Raw genomic sequence first — 18411 nt, forward strand, 5'->3', positions numbered from 1 at the left:
ACGGCGAAATCCGGGCCGCCCCGCAAGGACCGCCCCGTGACGTCAGGCGAGCTCGGCACGGGACGGCGGCCGGGCCCCCGAGCGCCCCACCGTAATGGCGGCGCAGCGGGCCGCAAACGCGAGGAGGGTCTCCAGCTCCTGCGTGCCGATCCCGTTGAGATCACCGCGGCGCCCCGGACCCGCAAGGCCGGCGTCGCGCACTGCGCACAGAAGACCGGACATGAAGGAATCCCCGGCGCCGACCGTGTCAGCCACCTTGACGCGCGGGGCCGGAACGCTCGTCTCGCCGGCCGCGCACACGGCCCAGGGGCCCTTCTCACCACGGGTCACGACGACGACGGCTGGCGCCCCCTCCGCCCACCGCCGGGCGGACTCGAGCGGATCAACGCCCGGGTAGAGCCACTCGAGGTCCTCGTCGGAGGCCTTGACGATGTCCGCGAGCGCCACGTACCGCTCGACATCGCGCCGCGCAGCATCCCGGTCCGCGGTCAGGCTGGGGCGGACGTTGGGGTCAAAGCTGATGGTCGCGGCAGGGCGGGCGGCCTCGACGAAGCGCAGGACCTCGTCCTTGCCAGGCGGGAGGACGGTCGCGATGGATCCGGTGTGGACGAGCGCGGCGTCGTCGTCCTCAGGGAGGAAGCGGGAGAGGTCCGGGAGGCTCCAGCGGATGTCGAACTCGTAGTCCGCGGCCCCCGTGGGGCCGATCGTCGCCGTGGCGGTGGAGGTCGGTTCCTCGGTGGGCGCGAGCACCGGCTCAACGCGGGCGTCGGCGAGCGCCGCATCGATGAGGGCGCCGTGCGCGTCGCTCCCCCAGCGCCCGATGAAACGGACGGGGCAGTCCAGGCGGCCGAGGCCGACGGCGACGTTGAACGGGCTGCCGCCCGCGTGGCTCTCCGTGCCTTTGCTCGAGGTGACGATATCGACGAGGGCCTCGCCCAGGACGGTGATCATGCGGAGAATGCCTTTGTCAGGGCTGCGTCCATGGAGGCGCGCAGGCGGCGGATCGCGGGGGCGTCAGGGCAGCGGTCTTCCGCGCCGTGGTACATGCCCTCGACGACGACCAGTTCACACGCCACGCCGTCCTCCTGGAGGCGCTCGGCATAGTCCACGTCCTCCGGGTAGAAGAGGTCAATGTCGCCAATCGCGATCCACGCGGGAGGCAGGCCCGTGAGGCGGTTGCGGCGGGCAGGCACGGCGTAGGGGCGCGACTCGGCGGCGGCGGCCTCCCTGCGCCGGTAGGCGGCCCACGCGAAGCGGTTGGCCGGCGCGTCCCACCCCACGCGGCCGAGCCCGTGCGTGCCGTACATCGAGGTGCGGTCATCAAGCATCGGCGCCAGGAGGGCCTGGAAGCAGACAGGGACGCGCTCATCAGTGGCCTTCTGCGCGAGGGCGGCGGCCAGGAGCCCGCCCGCGCTCGTGCCTCCGACGGCGATCCGCTGCGGGTCGACGCCGAGGCGCTCAGCGTTCGCGTGCAGCCAGACAAGGCCCGCCCAGCAGTCCTCGAAGGGAAGAGGGAATGGGTGCTCGGGCGCAAGGCGGTAGTCCACGTTGAGGACCGGAACGCCCAGCCTGCTGGCCAAGCCCGCAGCGGTCGCGTGCTCCACGGCCGCCGTGCCAGAGATCGTCCCGCCGCCGTGGATCCACAGGAGCGCACCGTTGGAGTGCCGGTTGCTCGGGGTGTAGAGGAAAGCAGGGACAAACTGCTCTGCGGCGGGGTGCGAGACCTGCACAGACTCCGTGCGGACGCCGTCCAGCGGCGCCGTCTCGTTTGTGAGGAACCGGCGCACCAGCCCGAGAGATACCGGCCCCCGGGGGCTGAGAGGCAGATAGTTCCGCCAGTGACGCAGCTCCGGCCGCACAGCGATGGCTGCCTCCCGGCGAGCCCTGATCAGGCCTGCCACCTTGAGAGACGACCACGCGCCCGCGGCCATGCCCGCGTAGACCACTGGACGGGGAACGGGGCGCTTCGGACGGAGTCCGTGTTCACTCTGCGTCATGCCGTCCATCCTAGAGCGGAGCGGAGCCATTCATGGAGGGGTTGTGGACAACGTTCCGTGCAGTGCTCCCCCGGAGTCGGCGTAGAGTTGCAAGACCCAACCCTAAGGAGTTCCCTTTGCGCGCCGTCATCATGCACGCCCCCGGAGACGTCCGAGTCGAGGACGTTGAGAAGCCCGTCATCGAAGAGCCCACGGACGCCGTCCTTCGCGTCACCATGTCCTGCGTCTGCGGCTCCGACCTCTGGCCGTACCGCGGCTACGGCGAGCAGAACGGCCCGGCACCGATGGGGCACGAGTACATCGGCGTCGTCGAGGCCGTCGGCGACGAGGTCAAGAATATTGCGGTCGGCGATTTCGTCGTGGGCTCGTTCGTCGCCTCTGACAACACGTGTGAGATCTGCGCGGCGGGCTTCCAGTCCCGATGCGTCCACCAGGTCATGATGGGCGGGATCGGAACGCAGGCGGAGTACGCTCGCGTCCCTCTCGCTGACGGCACCCTGGTCAAGGTCGACGGCGAGCCGACCGACGCTCAGGCTCGAAGCCTCCTGGCCGCCTCCGACGTCCTCGGAACCGGCTGGTTCGCGGCTGTCGCCGCCGAAGCGGGGCCGGGCAAGACCGTCGCGGTCGTCGGCGACGGGGCCGTGGGCCTCATGGCCATCCTCGCCGCCAAGCACCTGGGCGCCGAGCGCATTGTGGCGATGTCCCGGCATGCAGACCGGCAGGCCCTGGCCCGCCGATTCGGCGCAACGGACATCGTGGAGGAGCGCGGCGACGAGGGCGTGGCGAAGATCAAGGAGCTCACAGGCGGTCTCGGGGCGCATTCCTCCGTCGAAGCTGTGGGCACGCAGGAATCCATGATGCAGGCCATCCAGTCCACGCGCCCCGGCGGGCACGTCGGCTACGTCGGCGTCTCGCACGACGTCTCACTGGACGGACGGGAGCTGTTCATCTCGACGGTCAGCCTGCTCGGCGGGCCCGCACCCGTTCGGCGGTTCCTGCCGGACCTCGTGGACCTCATCATGAGCGGCGAGATTGATCCCGGTGCTGTCTTTGACCTGACGCTGCCCATCGAGCAGGCGGCCGAGGGCTACAAGGCGATGGACGAGCGCCGCGCCACCAAGGTCCTCCTGACGTTCTAATCGGCACTTACATCCGCGTCAGGCCCGCCGGCCGCCCAGGACAAGGAGACACGCATGACGGATTTCGTCGCCTTCGGTGCTGCATGCGTCCATCTGGCCGACGCCCGGCGTGGTCTGACGCGGACTGTATTGCTCGAACCATTCTCAATGGCGGCGGTGCCCGTGAGCTCCGCGCAGTACGTGGCGGGCCGGCTCGAGGCATCGGAGATTCAGCCGATGGAGAAGAGTCGAGTCAGCCCCGAGCGGGTGGCTAGACCCACCACGAATCTGTAGTGGGCGGGCGTCTCGAGTGCGGGAAGCGGATACGAAAAGAGCCCCGGAATTCCGGGGCTCTAGCCGTGGAGCTAAGGAGAATCGAACTCCTGACCTCTTCGATGCGAACGAAGCGCTCTACCAACTGAGCTATAGCCCCGCTCACCGTTGCCGGCGAACTAGTTCAGATTACCGGGCTAGGCAGAAGCGCGCAAATCATCGCCCCACGGCTGCCGGGCCAGGAACCGACCCGTCGCATCGCTCCAACACACGTGGGCCGCCGCGCGCCGCCAGGTAGCAGCTACCCCCTTACGCCATTGCAGCGGTGCGCCTAGCATCATGAAGACTCCCACTCCCGTAGATCGCCGCCGCGTTCTTCGTGAACATGAGGTCCGCGGCCTCCTCCAGGCTGAGCGGTTCGAACTCGCCATCGAGCGCCACGAGGTCTAGAGCGGAGAGAACGTCCTCGACCCACATCCGGCTCTCTTCCTCGCTCCACCCCGCCTCCTCCGGGCGAGGCAGGGCCACGATTGTCCGCTCCGCACCGAAGGCTCGCATCACCGTGCGCAGGTAGGGCCGCGCACGCAGGTGTACCCGATTCAGATCGTGCCCAGAGGCGCAGGAGTCATACAGACCAGAGAGCTTGATGTGAACGTCCGGACAGAGCGCCACACGTCCGAGACTGCACCGCCACTCGAGTCCGTGCGTGTCCGTCAGACTCGCCATCGCGTCCAAGCCGCCACGGGGGTGGACGACGACGGGGTAGCCGCCGTCCGCCTCCTCCCCCATCCGCTCAGCCAAGAGGCCAGCCAGGGAGGGCAGCTGCGGCCACCGCACAGCGATCTCGAGCCCCGCCTCACACTGGCGAAGGACGTCGAAGCACCCATGGATTGTGGGTGAGTCAAAGTAGTCGTCCGCCTCGCTGCGGAGATCGATGCGAAGCATGTTCCCGTCCGGCCCCGCCTCGGCGCGCTGGCCGCCACTGTGGGCATCCCTGCGCTGCAGGTCCTCGGTCATCATCCCAGGCATAGGCACGTTCCAGACGTGGTCCGCGCTTAGCCGAATGGCCTGCGTCCAACGCTCTAGGCCACCGACTGTGAGGATGTCCGACTTGCTGTGCATCACGCCCCGTCCTTAGATCAACGAACGGTCATTATGGTATGCACAATGAGACGAATATTCAAACGACCACTCGGTTTTCACCGACGGAGGCTCGCCCCCGAGCAGTCACATGCGGGCACCGCCAGAGTCGATTCGACCCAGCACTGGCACCAAGGGCCCTCGCATGAGGGCGAAGAGGACCAGAGCGGTCCCGATGCCCACAAGCGCCCCACCTAGGGTGTCCGTGAACCAGTGGACACCCAGGTACAACCGGGAGACGGCCACGGTCGCAATCAGCACGGCACCAACCGCCCAGGCAAGCGCTTTCGACCATGTCCGCGCATACGTGGCAGTGAGGACAAGGCATGCCGCACAGGCAAGGGAGGCCGCCCCCGTGGTGTGGCCTGAGGGGAAGCTGAAGTCCACCTCGTTGACCAGGTGGTCCACGAGCGGCGGCCGGCTGCGTTCAAACACAAGCTTCAACAGGTACGTCACCAGAGCCGCGACACCCACCGACACAGGGACATACAGACCGCGAACCCAGGATCGAGTCCGCCACCACAACAGACCGCCGACTCCAAGAGAAACCACGATGGCGCCCAAGGGGCTGAAGGCATTCGTGATGAACATCATCCAGACAGTCAGCCGGTCAGTCCGGTGTTCGATGAGCTCTTCGAGGACGCGCCCATCTCCATCGACGATGGCTGAAGAATGAACCACCGCCCCCAGAATCGGTGCGGCAACGAGGAAGAAGACGCCGAGGAACGCAAGGTTGCGTGGCCGCGCCCAGGCTGCATGCTCCCCACGAACTGCGAGAGGACTGGGGGCATCGGGCCGCTTCGAGGTGGGGGGCATGGGACTATGCTCCCCTGCCAGCCTGTGCACCGGTTGTGAAGGGCCCCGCACCCCCTCCAAAGGGCACCGCACCCCCGGGAGTCCTGCACGGACGTGGGGCCGGAGGCCACTCGAGCACCCCCTGCATTCGCAAAAGCCTCCAGCGCCCATTGTCGAGTCGCTGGACCAGCTCCAGGGCCACAACGGCGGGAAGCCCGCCGCCCCGTACTCGCACTCGCCAGAGGATGTGGTCCGCAGCACCCCCGAGAGGCGCACCGCGTCCGCCCGGCCGGGCCCACCACTGTTCCCGCTCGTACCGGCGCACCGGGCGCCCCACGACTTGATAGGTCACGCCCTGCCACTCAACCACCTGCGGCACACCGTGCGCGTCCGTCTCAACCGACACTCCCTGGCTCAGGAATCCCACTTCCGCTCCTCGACTCGTCCGCCATCATCGAACATGTGTTCGATTCCCTCGATCCTACGAAGAGGGGTGGACACGTTGAGCGCACGCACCCGCAGGCCCAATTAGACTTGCCTCAACACCTCTGAACCCCTTTGAGCAAAGGTCTTCCCCTCGATGTTTTCCCAAGGATCCTCCCTGGACCGCTTCTTCCACATCTCCCAGCGAGGCTCCACAGTGGCCGACGAGGTCCGCGGCGGCCTCGCCACGTTCTTCGCCATGAGCTACATCGTCGTGCTCGCCCCGCTCATCTTGGGCACGGGCAAGGACAGCGCAGGCGTCGCCCTCGGCGTCCCGCAGGTTGCGGCCGTCACCGCGCTCGTCGCCGGTGTCATGACGATCATCATGGGCGTCTGGGCCAAGCATCCCTTCGCTCTCGCATCCGGCCTCGGCGTCAACGCCTTCGTCGCCGTCACGATCGCCAGCACGAAGGACCTCACATGGCCTGACGTGATGGGCCTCGTCGTCCTCGCCGGCATCACCATGATGATCCTCGTCCTCTCGGGCTTCCGCACGGCTGTCTTCAACGCGGTCCCCGAGAGCCTCAAGACCGCCATCGTCGTAGGCATCGGCCTCTTCATCGCCCTCATCGGCCTCGTCAACGCAGGCTTCGTCCGTCGCATCCCCGACGAGGCGGGCACCACGGTCCCGGTGGGCCTCGGCTTCGGCGGCGTGCTCATCGGCTGGCCCACGCTCACGTTCATCTTCGGCCTGCTGCTCACCATCGCCCTCGTCGTCCGCAAGACCAAGGGCGGCATCCTCATCGGCGTCGTCGTCACGACGATCTTCGGCGTCATTGTCGAGGCCCTCGCCCCGTCCGGCTCGTCCGTGAAGAACCCGGCCGGCTGGTCGCTCGTCGTCCCGGAGATCCCCTCCAAGGCCTTCGCGGTCCCCGACCTCTCGCTCATCGGCAACGTCGACGTCTTCGGCGCGTTCTCCCACATCGGCGCCATCTCCGCACTGCTGCTCAGCTTCTCCATCCTCCTCAGCATCTTCTTCGACGCCATGGGCACCATGGTCGGCGTCGCCTCGCAGGCCGGCCTCGTGGACGAGGACGGTCAGATCGAGAACGTCAATCGCGTCCTCCTCGTTGACGCTGCCGCGGCGGTTGTCGGCGGCGGGGCCTCGGCGTCGTCCAACCAGATCTTTGTGGAGTCCGCAGCCGGCGTCGGCGAAGGTGCACGCACGGGTTTCGCCTCGGTCATCACGGGCTCGCTCTTTCTGGTCGCCATGTTCTTCACGCCGCTGGTTTCCATCGTTCCGTTTGAAGCCGTTGCGCCAGCCCTCGTCGTCGTCGGATTCATGATGGTCTCTCAGGTGACCAAAATTGACTGGGAGGACATGGGGCTGGCGATTCCCGCGTTCGTCACGATCATCCTCATGCCGTTCACCTACTCCATTGCCAACGGCCTGGGCACCGGATTCATCGCCTTTGTCTTCATCCGCACCATTCAGGGCCGCGCCCGCGAGATCCACCCGATCATGTGGGCCGTGGCGCTCGCGTTCGTCGTGTTCTTCGGGATCGGCCCGATCGAGCAGCTGCTCGGCCTGCGCTGACGCACCTGCGGGGATAGGCTCCTCGCATGGACACTGATTTCCGGAGCGTCGCGAACTCGTATCGCAGATTTGCGTCTCGAGAGACGGCGCAGACGCCCGTCTATCGCGAATGGTCCGAGGCGGTCGCGTCCGATTCGCGCGCGCGGGAACTCATCAGCTCCCTTCCGGAGCCTAAACGTCAGCCCAATCTCGTTTTCGCAGCGGCTCGCCTCCATTCAGGAGAGGCCGACGACGGCGGCTGGCGCCTCGATTCCGCCACCGGCGACGAATTCACCGCGTATCTGAACGAGCATTGGCTCGCCATCGCCGAGACGGCACGCACCCGCGCCACTCAGACCAATGAGCCGGGGCGCTGCGCCGTCCACCTGACCGAGCTGGCGTCCGTCACGGGCCCGGTGGCGCTGATCGAGGTGGGCCACTCGGCGGGCCTGACGCTCATCCCGGACCTGTACGACGTCGAGTACGCGGAGACAGCCGGCCCCGACGTGGGCCGCGCCGACTCCAGGCAGCCCGGCTCACACCAGCCCGACGCCGCGCGTCCGGGGATCTCGCTGCCCGTTACGACTCAGTCGCCTCCCATCCGGCTCCTCACGTCAGTCGAGGGTCAATCCCCCGTCACGCTGACCTGTCGGTTGGACGGGATCCCGGCGCCAGAGCGCATGCCAGAGATTGCGTGGCGAGGCGGTGTGGACCTCAACCCACTGACGCTCGACCCCGCCTCCCCTGAGGGTGCCGAGGCACTCCGATGGATGAAGGCGCTCGTCTGGCCGGGGCATGAGGAGCGGGCGGCCCGGTTGGCGGATGCGGCGCGGATCGTGACGGGGGCCCAGTCCGCCGGGCCATGGGTCTCGCTCCGCGGCGACCTCTCGGAGCGGCTGCCGGAACTCATCGAGCGCGCCCGGGCTGACTCCCCTGGCGCGCACGTCGTCGTCATCCATACGGCCGTCGTCGCGTACCTGCCGGAGCCGGCAAGGTTCGAGGCGCTGATGACGCGGTTGCAGGCAGAGTCCGACGCTGCCGGGCAGCAGCTGACCTGGCTCAGCTGCGAGGGCCCCGGCGTCCTTCCCGGCATCGCCGCCCAGCTGGCCCCCGGCTCGGTGGAGCCGGGCGAGTTCGTGCTGGCCCGGGACGGTGTGCCCGTAGCCGCCGTGCACCCCTGGGGCACATCCGCGCGGCGGCTGCCCGTCAAACCGCGTCAAGATTCGATGAACCACGCCTGGATCGAAGCCGGTTCTCGCGGGTCAAACCCCTTGTAGCTGACGGCGTCCGGTTGAAGGTGCCGCGAATCGGCAAAGGAGGCACCGCACCCCCATACACAGCACGAGGCCCTCCCTGCCATCGGCGGAGAGGGCCTCGTGTGTCGCTGGCCTAGCGGTCAGCGGGTGGGACTAGTTGCCCGTGAGCTTCTCGCGGAGAGCCGCGAGAGCCTCGTCGGAAGCGAGCGTACCGGCATCGGCGGCCGGAGCCTCCGAGGAGTAGCTCGTCGCGGAGGAGACCTCGGCGCCAGCGGCGGCCTCGGCGTCGTCTGCGAGGTGCTGAGCAACCTGCTTCTTGTGGGCTTCCCAGCGGTTCTGAGCCTCGGCGTACTGGGCCTCCCAGGCCGCGCGCTGCTGCTCGTAGCCCTCAAGCCACTCGTTGGACTCCGGATCGAAGCCCTCCGGGTACTTGTAGTTGCCCTCTTCGTCGTACTCTGCGGCCATGCCGTAGAGCGCCGGGTCGAACTCGGTGCCCTCGGGGTCAACGCCCTCGTTCGCCTGCTTCAGCGAGAGGGAGATGCGGCGGCGCTCGAGGTCGATGTCGATGACCTTGACGAAGAGCTCGTCGCCAACGGAGACGACCTGCTCGGCCAGCTCAACGTGACGCACAGCGAGCTCGGAGATGTGCACGAGGCCCTCGATGCCGTCCTCGACGCGAACGAACGCGCCGAACGGAACGAGCTTCGTGACCTTGCCCGGCACAACCTGCCCGAGGGCGTGCGTGCGAGCGAACATCTGCCACGGGTCTTCCTGCGTGGCCTTGAGGGACAGGGACACGCGCTCGCGGTCCATGTCGACCTCGAGGACCTCGACGGTGACTTCCTGGCCGACCTCGACAACCTCGGACGGGTGGTCGATGTGCTTCCAGGAGAGCTCGGAGACGTGGACGAGGCCGTCGACGCCGCCGAGGTCCACGAACGCACCGAAGTTGACGATCGAGGAGACGACGCCCGGGCGGACCTGGCCCTTCTCGAGCTTGTTGAGGAAGCTGGAGCGAACCTCGGACTGCGTCTGCTCGAGCCATGCACGGCGGGAGAGGACGACATTGTTGCGGTTCTTGTCGAGCTCGATGATCTTCGCTTCGATCTTCTGGCCGATGTACGGCGCGAGATCGCGAACGCGACGCATCTCAACGAGCGAGGCGGGGAGGAAGCCGCGGAGGCCGATGTCGAGGATGAGACCACCCTTGACGACCTCGATGACGGTGCCCTCGACGACGCCGTCCTCTTCCTTGACCTTCTCGATGTCGCCCCAGGCGCGCTCGTACTGAGCACGCTTCTTGGAGAGAATCAGACGGCCTTCCTTGTCCTCCTTGGTGAGGACGAGGGCCTCGACCTGGTCACCAACGGCGACGACTTCGCCGGGGTCCACGTCGTGCTTGATGGACAGCTCGCGAGACGGGATGACGCCTTCCGTCTTGTATCCGATGTCGAGGAGAACCTCGTCACGGTCGACCTTGACGACGGTTCCTTCGACGAGGTCTCCATCGTTGAAGTACTTGATGGTGGCGTCAACGGCGGCGAGGAAGGCTTCTTCGTTGCCGATGTCGTTGATCGCGACCTGGGGCGTCGTGCTGGAGGTGGTGGTCATGTAGTAGGGGCTCCGTCGTGGATAGTGTCTCGGTACCTGACCCCGCGCTCGGCACACAGGTCCGTGGAACAGCGCAAGGCAGGCAGTTGATGAATTGAGCACAAAAGTGCTTCTTCAGCATACTCCGGCTGACCGGTGAATACCAGTCCCAGTGCGCACCGTGTCCCGGGCGTCGTCGTCATCCGCTGAAGGAGAGGACGACGACGCCTGGCCGCCGCCCTCTCCCCCGCCGGAACGCTAGAACCCGATGAGGCACTGCACCGGTGTCGCGAAGCGCAACAAGCGCGTCAGGTCGGCGATGTCCGCATCGGTGCCGCTGCACAGCGCCACGTCCGCGAGCTCCCGCACGCTCACGCGGCCCGCCACGACCTCGGTGAGGGTCGTGACGTCGATGACGCAGCCCTCGCCCGAGCCCGAGCCGGCCTCCACCCGCGTCAGCGTGCCCTGACCGTCCCGCACGGTGAGCTCGTACGTGCCGGAGACGATCTCCTGGCGGTCAGTCACCGTGAAGCGGGCCTCGCCGTCGCACAGATACGGAAGGCGGGAGAAGACCGCCGGAAGATCAAGGAGGCGCCACCACACGAAGTCGAGGCGCCCGCGGACCTGGACGCTGCGCGGGTTGTCGAAGAAGCTGCGCGTGTAGACGCTGCGGTTGTCGTGGGAGATGACGTCCACGAGGTCCATGGCCACGAAGTGCCGCCACATCTCGCGCTCGGCGAGCGGCGTGGCGCCGACCAGTTCGAAGACCTCGAGGCGGTACGGGCGGTCCACCTCTTCCCAGCCGCCGTGGCTGTACGTGGCGCAGCCGTCGATCTCGCCGTTCTCGTTGAGGTGCACCAGGGCGCGGCGCTTGCCCATGGCGCCCTTGAGTCCCTCGTGGTCCTCGCCCGTGAACGTGCCGATGACATAGTCCTTCTGCCACAGGGACCCGTAGGAGCTTTCGTGGCGCTGGCGGGCCACCTTCGGCGCGAAGTCCTTGACGCGCTCGATGGGGATGTAGCGGATCTCGCCCGTGCGCTCGCCGCGGATGCGGGCGTCCGAGGTCTGGATCTCGAGCTTCTCCCAGAAGCTCGTCGGCGCGAACCCGAAGCGCCCGTAGATGGCGCCCTCGCTCACCGTGAGGCTCGCGACCGGGCACGTGGCGCTGACGCGCTTGAGGTGCTCGGTCATGATCGTCGAGAGGATGCCGCGGCGGCGGTGCGTCGGGTTGACGGTCACGCCCGTGATCATGTCGCACGGCACGGACCCGCCCTCGCGGCCGGAGAGGTTGAGCTCGCCCATGAAGGACTCGAACGTCGCCACGGGGAACGCGGCGCCGAAGTCCGGGTCGTCGCCGAGCGAGTCGTCGTAGACCACCGTGCCCACGGAGCCCTTGCTCACGAGGCGCTGCGCCCGGTAGGCGAGGTTCTCCGTCGTCGGCTCGGCCTCGTGGAAGCCCTGGCGCACGGCCCGGATCCAGTTGCGGGTGGCCTCGTCGGGACCGCGGCCGGGCTCGCTCAGGCCCGCCTCGACCCGGCTGACGGTCAGCGGGGCCAGGCGCTCGTACGGGAGGTCTCGGGAAGTCTCAGTCATGGGTCACTTTCGTAGATTCTTGCCTGCGTGCGGGGAACGGTCAGTGCAGCTAGTGCGCGGCCTCGTTCCAGTCCCGGCCGAAGCCGACGTTGACGTCGAGGGGCACGGACAGCTCGGCGGCGCGCCCCATCTCCTCGCGGAGGATGCGCTCCACGGCCTCGCGCTCGCCGGCGGCCACTTCCACGACGAGTTCGTCATGTACCTGAAGCAGCATGCGGGACTCAAGCCCCTCGGACTCGATCCGGGCCTGCACGTCGAGCATCGCCTTCTTGATGATGTCGGCGGCCGTGCCCTGGATGGGCGAGTTGAGGGCGATCCTCTCCGCGTTCTCGCGCACCTGGCGGTTGCTGCTCGTCAGATCCGGCAGGTAGCGCCGGCGCCCGCCGATCGTCGTCGTGTACCCGTCCTTCTTCGCCTGCTCGACGACGCCGCGCAGGTAGTCCCGCACGCCGCCGAAGCGGTCGAAGTAGCTCTTCATGAGGCGCCGTGCCTCGTCCACGGAGATCTTGAGCTGCTTGGACAGGCCGAACGAGCTGAGGCCGTAGGCGAGCCCGTAGGACATCGCCTTGACCTTGGACCGCATGGCGGGGGTGACCTCGGCGGGCTCGACGTCGAACACCTGGGAGCCCACGAAGTTGTGGAGGTCCTCGCCGGAGCGGAACGCCTCGATGAGCGCCTCGTCCCCGGAGAGGTGCGCCATGATGCGCATCTCGATCTGCGAGTAGTCCGCGGTCATGAGGCCCTCGAACGCCGGGTCCGCCACGAACACGCTGCGCAGCAGGCGCCCCTCCGCGGTGCGCACCGGGATGTTCTGGAGGTTGGGCCCGGTCGAGGACAGTCGCCCCGTGGCCGCGGCCGTCTGCGCGTAGGTCGTGTGAACGCGCGAGGCCGCCGTCACGGACTCCTTGAGGAGGGTGACGAACTGCCCCAGCTTCGTGAACTCGCGGTACTGCAGGAGCCGGCCCATGAACTCGAACTCGGAGGACTCCGGCTCGAGCTTCGTCATGAGCTCACTGAGCGACTCGGCGTCGGTCGTGTACCCCGAGGCGATCTTCCGCGTCTTCGGCAGCGCAAGCTTCTCGAAGAGGACCTCCTGCAGCTGCTTCGGCGAGGACAGGTTGACGGTCTCCCCCACGATCGCCCCGGCCCGTGCCTTCGCGTCCTCGACCCGGGCGGAGAAGTCCGCCTCGAGCTCGTCGAGCCGCTGGAGGTCCACGGCGATCCCGGTCCGCTCCATCTGCAGCAGGACGCGGGACAGCGGGACCTCGAGGGTGTTGACGATCCCCGCCGCCCACGCGTGCTCGTCGAGGCGTCCCGTGAGCTCGGCGGCCACGGGGTGCAGCAGCCACGCGATCCGTGAGAGGCGCTCCAGCGACGGCGCCGCATTGGCCTCGGCCTCCTCGGCGCTCTCCTTCTTCAGGGCCGCGGCCGTGGGCTTCTTCGGCTTGTCCCCGGGATCCTGGTCCGTCAGGTCCGCCACGAGCAGCTCGGGCGTGTAGCCCTTGGCGCCGGGGCGGAGCACGAACGCCTCCAGTCCCAGGTCCCGCGGGCCCTCCGGAAGGGCGTAGCCCAGCGCCTCGAGCCGGCGGGTCAGCCCCTTGACGTCAGTCGCCAGGATGTCGGCCGCTCGCTCGCGGAGGACATCCGCCACGGCCGTCGTCGTCGGCTCATCCAGGCGCGAGAGCACCACGGTTCCGCGGGAGGTCTCGGTGGCGAGGCTGAGAACCTCGCCGAGGCGCGGGTCCTCGTCCAGCGTCAGCGCCACCGGGGTTCCCTCCTCCCCCACCAGCGCGGCCAGGTCCTCGGCGGAGCGGACGACGACGGCGGCTGGCGCCTCAAGGACCACTGCCTCCTCCCGGGGGGCGAGCCCGGTGCGGACGCGCTCGCGGAGCGTCTTGAACTCGAGCTCGTCGAAGAGCTCGTCGACGGCGTCGAAATCGGGCTCGGCGCGGCGCATCTCGTCGATCGTCGTGGGGAGCGTCATGTCGCGGGTCAGGCCGTTGAGGCGGTAGTTGCGCTTGACGTCGTCGAGGGCCGCGCGGAGGTTCTCGCCGGCCTTGCCCTTGATCTCGTCGGCGTGCTCGATGATCCCCTCGACCGAGCCGAACTCGGCAATCCACTTCGCTGCCGTCTTGGGGCCCACCTTCGGGACGCCAGGCAGGTTGTCCGCGGTCTCACCCACGAGGGCGGCGAGGTCGCGGTAGCGCTCGGGGCGCACACCGTACTTGGCCTCGATGTCCGCGGCGGTCATGGGGGGAATGTCGGAGATGCCCTTCTTGGGGTACAGGACGCTGACCTTCTCGGTGATGAGCTGGAACGCGTCCCGGTCCCCCGAGACCACGACGACGTCCGCGCCCTGCGCCTCGCCCTGCGTCGCGACGGTGGCGATGATGTCGTCCGCCTCGAAGCCCTCCACCGTGATCCACGCGATGTTCAGGGCGTCAAGGACGCGCTGAATGAGGCCGATCTGCCCCGAGAACTCCTCCGGTGTCTTCGCCCGCCCGCCCTTGTACTCGGCGTACTCCTCGCTGCGGAACGTGGGGCCGGAGAGGTCGAAGGCGACGACGACGTGCGTTGGCTCATGCTGGCGGATCATCGTCAGGAGCATCGACGTGAAGCCGTGCACGGCGTTGGTGTGCTGGCCCTCTCCATTGACGAACGACTCGACCGGCAGGGCGTAGAACGCTCGGAACGCCATCGAGTGCCCGTCGATGACGAGGACCTTCGACGCAGGGGTCAGGGACTCGAATTGTTCACAGGTGCTCACACGTGCAAGCCTATGCCCATGACCACCCGGCCTTCATCCCCGTCCCACAGCTCCTACTTCCCCGAGGAGGGCGCCTACGCCGACGAGCTCACGGCAGAGCGGCGAGCCCACCTCACCGAGATCGGGGTGCCCGACGAGCTCCACGAGATGCTCAAACACTGGGGTGTGGGGCCGCTCGCCGTCAAGATGGGCATCCGATTCACGGAGTTCGCGCCCGAGCGCCTCGTGGCCACGATGCCGGTCGAGGGCAATCAGCAGGTGACGGGGCTCATTCACGGCGGCGCGCATGTCGTCCTCGCGGAGACGCTCGGCTCCTTCGGGGCCGCGTTGCATGCGTGGCCGACGGGGACGGCCGTCGGCGTCGACATCAACGCCACCCACCACCGGGGCGCGCGAGAAGGCCTGGTGACCGGAACGGCCACCGCCATCCACCTGGGGCGGCGGATGGTCACGCACGAGATCGTCATGACCGATGAGCAGGGGCGCCGCCTGTCCACCGCGAGGATCACGAACGCGATCATCCCGCTGCCGTAGCGGGCCGTCGGCACAGGCCGAGCGAACCCCGGGAGGGTCTGCGGCCAGCCTCACTCGACGCGGGGGCTGGCTCGCGCGTCGGCGTCAGCGATTCGGGTAGACGCACGTGGCGAGGCCCTGCCCGCCGCTGCCTGACGCCGAGACCTTGAGCTCATCGTTGACGTAGATCTTGCACGTGACCGCTGCCTCGGGATCGCCGAAATCGCCGGTGACCTTCATCATGATGACCTCGCCGTTGCGCTGGAATGACTCGCTCCATCTCGAGGTGAAGTCATGGGAGCTGCTGCTCGCGCCCAGGGTCCAGGTGACGTGTCCGCCGCCGCGAGACGTGGCCTCAAGACGGATTGTCTCCTGGACGGCACCCGCGTCTGACGCGTGCGCCCGCCCCTTGGCGATGTTGCCCGTGACGAGCATGGCGCCCACGAGGAGGAGCACTGCCAGCGCGGCAGCCGCACCCCACTTGAGGGCGGAGGTCCCGCGGCGGCCGGCGGCGGGCGGCCCGGCAGGTGAAGGTTGTTCGCCCGTGGGCGGCTGAGAGTGCGACATGGGGGGCCAGCCTTATGTCGAATTAAATGTGATGTGCATCATCATAGGCCTATTACCGCGTGATCAAACCCACTCGTGTGGCTGACGCTCCGGGGCGGCTCACAGCATCGCGCCTGCCAGGCTGGCGTGGGGCGGGACGCGAAAAACCCCCGAGAGTCCATAGAACTCCGGGGGTCTTGCCGGTGCCCAAGGCGGGACTCGAACCCGCACACCTTTCGGTACCGCATTTTGAGTGCGGCGCGTCTACCAATTCCACCACTTGGGCCAGCCACACAAGCGTACCCGTTCGCAGCAGACGGGCCAAACATCCGTCCTCCGTCTGGCGCCAGGGCCGAGTTTGAGTTATCCCCGTCTGCCCGAGCTGCCGCCCACAGACAGGCGCTTGTCTTATAGGCTGGAGACTCTTAGGGATCCATGTCCCGGCCGGGTGCAAAGATGCTCTCGTGCATGCCGCCCACGCAACCTCAGTTCAAGGTGATGACATGTCAGACGACCTTCAGACCACGGATCAGCCCACAGAGTCCCTGCTGCCCGCAGGGCCCTCGGACGTCCCCGCCGCCGCTCCTGAGACGCGCCAGCGCCGCGTCGTCGTTGCCGAGGACGAGACGCTCATTCGGCTCGACATCGTCGAGATCCTCCAGGCCCAGGGCTACGAGGTCGTCGCCGAGGCCAAGAATGGGGAGGAGGCCGTCTCGCTGACTCGGGAGCACAACCCGGACATCGTCCTCATGGACATCAAGATGCCTGTCGTGGACGGCATCACGGCTGCCGAGACCATCGTCAAGGAGCGCATCGCGCCCGTCGTCCTCCTGACCGCGTTCAGCCAGCCCGAGCTCATCGAACGGGCCCGGGAGGCGGGGGCCATGGCCTACGTGGTCAAGCCGTTCACGGAGGCGGACCTCATCCCCGCCATGGAGATCGCGCTCTCCCGCTACCGCGAGCTCACCGCCCTCGAAGACGAGGTCGCGGACCTCAAGGAGGCGTTCGAGACGCGCAAGCTCGTCGAGCGCGCCAAGTCCCTCCTCATGACCAAGCTGGGCCTCTCGGAGCCGGAGGCGTTCCGCTGGATCCAGAAGACGTCCATGAACCGGCGCCTGTCGATGCGCGAGGTCGCGACGACGATCATCGAGCAGGTCTAGCCGCTCGCCGCGAATCGGTGAGCATCAGCGCACGACACGCGGCCCCGCCGCCTGCGAGCCGACAAGAGCAAGCAGAACGCCCCCGGTGTCACCGGGGGCGTTCTGCTTCTCGCTCGCACGGTCCGCGCGCCGGACGAGGCGTCAGGCCGTGGGACGGCCCTGCTCGTCCGTGGGCCAGGGGCCGAGCTTGTCGCGGAGAATGCGGCCGTCCGACACGCCGTGGTCACTGGCGTCCCCCACCTTGTGCACACGGAGCGCATTCGTGGAGCCGGCCTTGCCGGGAGGCGAGCCTGCCGCGATGACGACGAAGTCCTCCGTCGTGGCCAGCTTCTCTCGCTGAAGGTGCTCGTCAACCTGCTCCACCATGTCATCGGTGTGCTGAACCATGTCCACGAGGACCGGGTTGATCCCCCACAGGAGCGTCATGGTGTTGAGGGTGGACGTGACCGGCGTGTACGCGAAGATCGGCTGCGCCGGACGCAGACGGGAGAGGCGGCGGGCCGAGTCCCCCGTCTGCGTGAAGGTGCACAGGTACTTGACGTTGAGCTGGCCGGCAACCTCATAGGCGGCACGGGTGATGGCGCCGCCGCGCGTCTTCGGCTGGGAGCCGAGCGGGCGGATCCGGTCCAGGCCGTGCTGCTCGGTGGAGGTGATGATGCGCGCCATGGTCTGAACGGTCTCGATGGGGTACGCGCCGACGCTCGTCTCGCCCGAGAGCATGACGGCGTCCGCGCCGTCGAGGACGGCGTTGGCGCAGTCCGAGGCCTCGGCGCGGGTGGGGCGCGGGTTCTCGATCATGCTCTCCAGCACCTGGGTCGCCACGATGACCGGCTTGGCCCAGCGGCGGGCCAGCTCGATGGCCTTCTTCTGGACGATCGGCACGTCCTCGAGCGGGAGTTCGACGCCGAGGTCGCCGCGGGCCACCATGATCGCGTCGAACGCGTCGATGATCTCCTCAAGGGCATCGACAGCCTGGGGCTTCTCGACTTTGGCGATCGTGGGAACCCGGCGGCCCTCCTCGTCCATGATCTCGTGGACGCGGGTGATGTCGGCCGCGTTGCGGACGAACGACAGGGCGACCATGTCGACACCCTGACGGAGGGCCCAGCGGAGGTCGGCCTCGTCCTTCTCCGAGAGCGCGGGGACGTTAACGGCCACGCCGGGCAGGTTGATGCCCTTGTTGTTGGAGACGGTGCCGCCGACGGTCACCTCGGTCTCCACCTCCGTGTCGTCGACACGGACGGCGCGGAGGGCGACCTTGCCATCGTCGATAAGAAGGGGGTCCCCCACGTTGACGTCCTGGGGCAGGCCCTTGAAGGTCGTGGAGCAGCGCTCCTGCGTGCCGAGCACGTCCTCGGTGGTGATGGTGAACCGATCTCCCACCGCGAGGTGGTGCGGGCCGTTCTCGAACCGGCCGAGCCGGATCTTCGGCCCCTGCAGGTCCGCGAAGATGCCCACGGGGATGCCGAGCTGCTCAGAGGCGCGCCTGACGTTCTCGTAGGTTCCGGCGTGCACGGAGTAGTCACCGTGGCTCATGTTCATGCGGGCCACGTTCACGCCCGCTTTGATCACGGCAAGCGTGCTCTCGTAGCTCGAGATGGAGGGTCCGAAGGTGGCGACGATCTTTGCGCGTCTCATGAGTGCTCGACTTTCTCTCTGTCCGG

General features: G+C 67.9%; 15 protein-coding genes and 2 tRNA genes. 6 read left to right on the plus strand and 11 right to left on the minus strand.

The window, feature by feature from the left end:
- Positions 1-42: 42 nt before the first annotated feature.
- Positions 43-951, minus strand: a complete 909-nt coding sequence (locus tag J2S35_RS00740) for a carbohydrate kinase family protein (protein ID WP_309848719.1) — start codon at positions 949-951, stop codon at positions 43-45.
- Positions 948-1997, minus strand: coding sequence for an alpha/beta hydrolase (locus tag J2S35_RS00745; RefSeq protein ID WP_309848722.1), 1050 nt, complete (start codon positions 1995-1997; stop codon positions 948-950). Before J2S35_RS00745 ends, J2S35_RS00740 begins: the two co-directional genes overlap by 4 nt.
- A 116-nt stretch (positions 1998-2113) precedes the next feature.
- Here J2S35_RS00745 and J2S35_RS00750 point away from each other — a divergent pair, with 116 nt between their 5' ends.
- Both J2S35_RS00750 and J2S35_RS00755 read left to right on the plus strand, forming a co-directional pair.
- Positions 2114-3136, plus strand: coding sequence for a zinc-dependent alcohol dehydrogenase family protein (locus tag J2S35_RS00750; protein WP_309848724.1), 1023 nt, complete (start codon positions 2114-2116; stop codon positions 3134-3136).
- Positions 3137-3190: 54 nt separating this feature from the next.
- Positions 3191-3409, plus strand: a complete 219-nt coding sequence (locus J2S35_RS00755) for a hypothetical protein (protein ID WP_309848727.1) — start codon at positions 3191-3193, stop codon at positions 3407-3409.
- 66 nt (positions 3410-3475) lie between these two features.
- On the opposite strand, the gene J2S35_RS00760 is transcribed toward J2S35_RS00755, so the two are convergent.
- The 3 genes from J2S35_RS00760 to J2S35_RS00770 form a co-directional block, all read right to left on the minus strand.
- Positions 3476-3548: transfer RNA gene (locus J2S35_RS00760), tRNA-Ala, on the minus strand.
- A 149-nt stretch (positions 3549-3697) separates the two neighbouring features.
- Positions 3698-4417, minus strand: a complete 720-nt coding sequence (locus J2S35_RS00765) for a hypothetical protein (RefSeq protein ID WP_309848729.1) — start codon at positions 4415-4417, stop codon at positions 3698-3700.
- 198 nt (positions 4418-4615) lie between these two features.
- Positions 4616-5344 (minus strand): phosphatase PAP2 family protein, encoded by a 729-nt coding sequence (locus J2S35_RS00770; RefSeq protein ID WP_309848731.1) that lies wholly within the window; start codon positions 5342-5344, stop codon positions 4616-4618.
- Positions 5345-5903: 559 nt separating this feature from the next.
- Between J2S35_RS00770 and J2S35_RS00775 the strand changes: the two genes are divergently transcribed.
- Both J2S35_RS00775 and J2S35_RS00780 read left to right on the plus strand, forming a co-directional pair.
- Positions 5904-7343, plus strand: a complete 1440-nt coding sequence (locus J2S35_RS00775; protein WP_309848735.1) for an NCS2 family permease — start codon at positions 5904-5906, stop codon at positions 7341-7343.
- A gap of 26 nt (positions 7344-7369) precedes the next feature.
- On the plus strand, positions 7370-8599 hold the full coding sequence (locus J2S35_RS00780) for a DUF2332 family protein (RefSeq protein ID WP_309848736.1): 1230 nt from the start codon (positions 7370-7372) through the stop codon (positions 8597-8599).
- A 132-nt stretch (positions 8600-8731) separates the two neighbouring features.
- On the opposite strand, the gene rpsA is transcribed toward J2S35_RS00780, so the two are convergent.
- The 3 genes from rpsA to polA all read right to left on the minus strand — a co-directional run bounded on the left by rpsA (position 8732) and on the right by polA (position 14528).
- Complete coding sequence (gene rpsA, locus J2S35_RS00785) at positions 8732-10189, minus strand: 30S ribosomal protein S1 (RefSeq protein ID WP_309848737.1); 1458 nt, start codon at positions 10187-10189, stop codon at positions 8732-8734.
- Between the two features lie 237 nt (positions 10190-10426).
- The gene (locus tag J2S35_RS00790; protein ID WP_309848740.1) at positions 10427-11761 is read right to left on the minus strand and encodes a GNAT family N-acetyltransferase; all 1335 of its coding nucleotides are present in this window, start codon (positions 11759-11761) and stop codon (positions 10427-10429) included.
- 49 nt (positions 11762-11810) lie between these two features.
- Positions 11811-14528, minus strand: coding sequence for a DNA polymerase I (gene polA / locus J2S35_RS00795; RefSeq protein WP_309848743.1), 2718 nt, complete (start codon positions 14526-14528; stop codon positions 11811-11813).
- 18 nt (positions 14529-14546) lie between these two features.
- On the opposite strand from polA, the gene J2S35_RS00800 reads away from it, so the two are divergent.
- Complete coding sequence (locus tag J2S35_RS00800; RefSeq protein WP_309848746.1) at positions 14547-15062, plus strand: PaaI family thioesterase; 516 nt, start codon at positions 14547-14549, stop codon at positions 15060-15062.
- Positions 15063-15146: 84 nt separating this feature from the next.
- Here the strand turns inward: J2S35_RS00800 and J2S35_RS00805 are convergent, their stop codons facing one another.
- Positions 15147-15608, minus strand: coding sequence for a hypothetical protein (locus J2S35_RS00805; protein WP_309848748.1), 462 nt, complete (start codon positions 15606-15608; stop codon positions 15147-15149).
- A 183-nt stretch (positions 15609-15791) separates the two neighbouring features.
- A tRNA-Leu gene (locus tag J2S35_RS00810) sits at positions 15792-15873 on the minus strand.
- Positions 15874-16090: 217 nt separating this feature from the next.
- Here J2S35_RS00810 and J2S35_RS00815 point away from each other — a divergent pair.
- Positions 16091-16747, plus strand: a complete 657-nt coding sequence (locus J2S35_RS00815; RefSeq protein WP_309848751.1) for an ANTAR domain-containing response regulator — start codon at positions 16091-16093, stop codon at positions 16745-16747.
- A 141-nt stretch (positions 16748-16888) separates the two neighbouring features.
- Here the strand turns inward: J2S35_RS00815 and pyk are convergent, their stop codons facing one another.
- Positions 16889-18385, minus strand: a complete 1497-nt coding sequence (pyk, locus tag J2S35_RS00820) for a pyruvate kinase (RefSeq protein ID WP_309848754.1) — start codon at positions 18383-18385, stop codon at positions 16889-16891.
- Between the last annotated feature and the right edge of the window lie 26 nt (positions 18386-18411).

Source organism: Falsarthrobacter nasiphocae (assembly GCF_031456275.1).
In the GTDB taxonomy this organism is placed as follows: domain Bacteria; phylum Actinomycetota; class Actinomycetes; order Actinomycetales; family Micrococcaceae; genus Falsarthrobacter; species Falsarthrobacter nasiphocae.

Coding starts and splice junctions, on each gene's coding strand:
- J2S35_RS00740 (WP_309848719.1), bottom strand. CDS start 951: ATGATCACCGTCCTGGGCGAGGCCCTCGTCGATATCGTCACCTCGAGC.
- J2S35_RS00745 (WP_309848722.1), bottom strand. CDS start 1,997: ATGACGCAGAGTGAACACGGACTCCGTCCGAAGCGCCCCGTTCCCCGT.
- J2S35_RS00755 (WP_309848727.1), top strand. CDS start 3,191: ATGACGGATTTCGTCGCCTTCGGTGCTGCATGCGTCCATCTGGCCGAC.
- J2S35_RS00765 (WP_309848729.1), bottom strand. CDS start 4,417: ATGCCTGGGATGATGACCGAGGACCTGCAGCGCAGGGATGCCCACAGT.
- J2S35_RS00770 (WP_309848731.1), bottom strand. CDS start 5,344: ATGCCCCCCACCTCGAAGCGGCCCGATGCCCCCAGTCCTCTCGCAGTT.
- J2S35_RS00775 (WP_309848735.1), top strand. CDS start 5,904: ATGTTTTCCCAAGGATCCTCCCTGGACCGCTTCTTCCACATCTCCCAG.
- J2S35_RS00780 (WP_309848736.1), top strand. CDS start 7,370: ATGGACACTGATTTCCGGAGCGTCGCGAACTCGTATCGCAGATTTGCG.
- rpsA (WP_309848737.1), bottom strand. CDS start 10,189: ATGACCACCACCTCCAGCACGACGCCCCAGGTCGCGATCAACGACATC.
- J2S35_RS00790 (WP_309848740.1), bottom strand. CDS start 11,761: ATGACTGAGACTTCCCGAGACCTCCCGTACGAGCGCCTGGCCCCGCTG.
- J2S35_RS00800 (WP_309848746.1), top strand. CDS start 14,547: ATGACCACCCGGCCTTCATCCCCGTCCCACAGCTCCTACTTCCCCGAG.
- J2S35_RS00805 (WP_309848748.1), bottom strand. CDS start 15,608: ATGTCGCACTCTCAGCCGCCCACGGGCGAACAACCTTCACCTGCCGGG.
- J2S35_RS00815 (WP_309848751.1), top strand. CDS start 16,091: ATGTCAGACGACCTTCAGACCACGGATCAGCCCACAGAGTCCCTGCTG.
- pyk (WP_309848754.1), bottom strand. CDS start 18,385: ATGAGACGCGCAAAGATCGTCGCCACCTTCGGACCCTCCATCTCGAGC.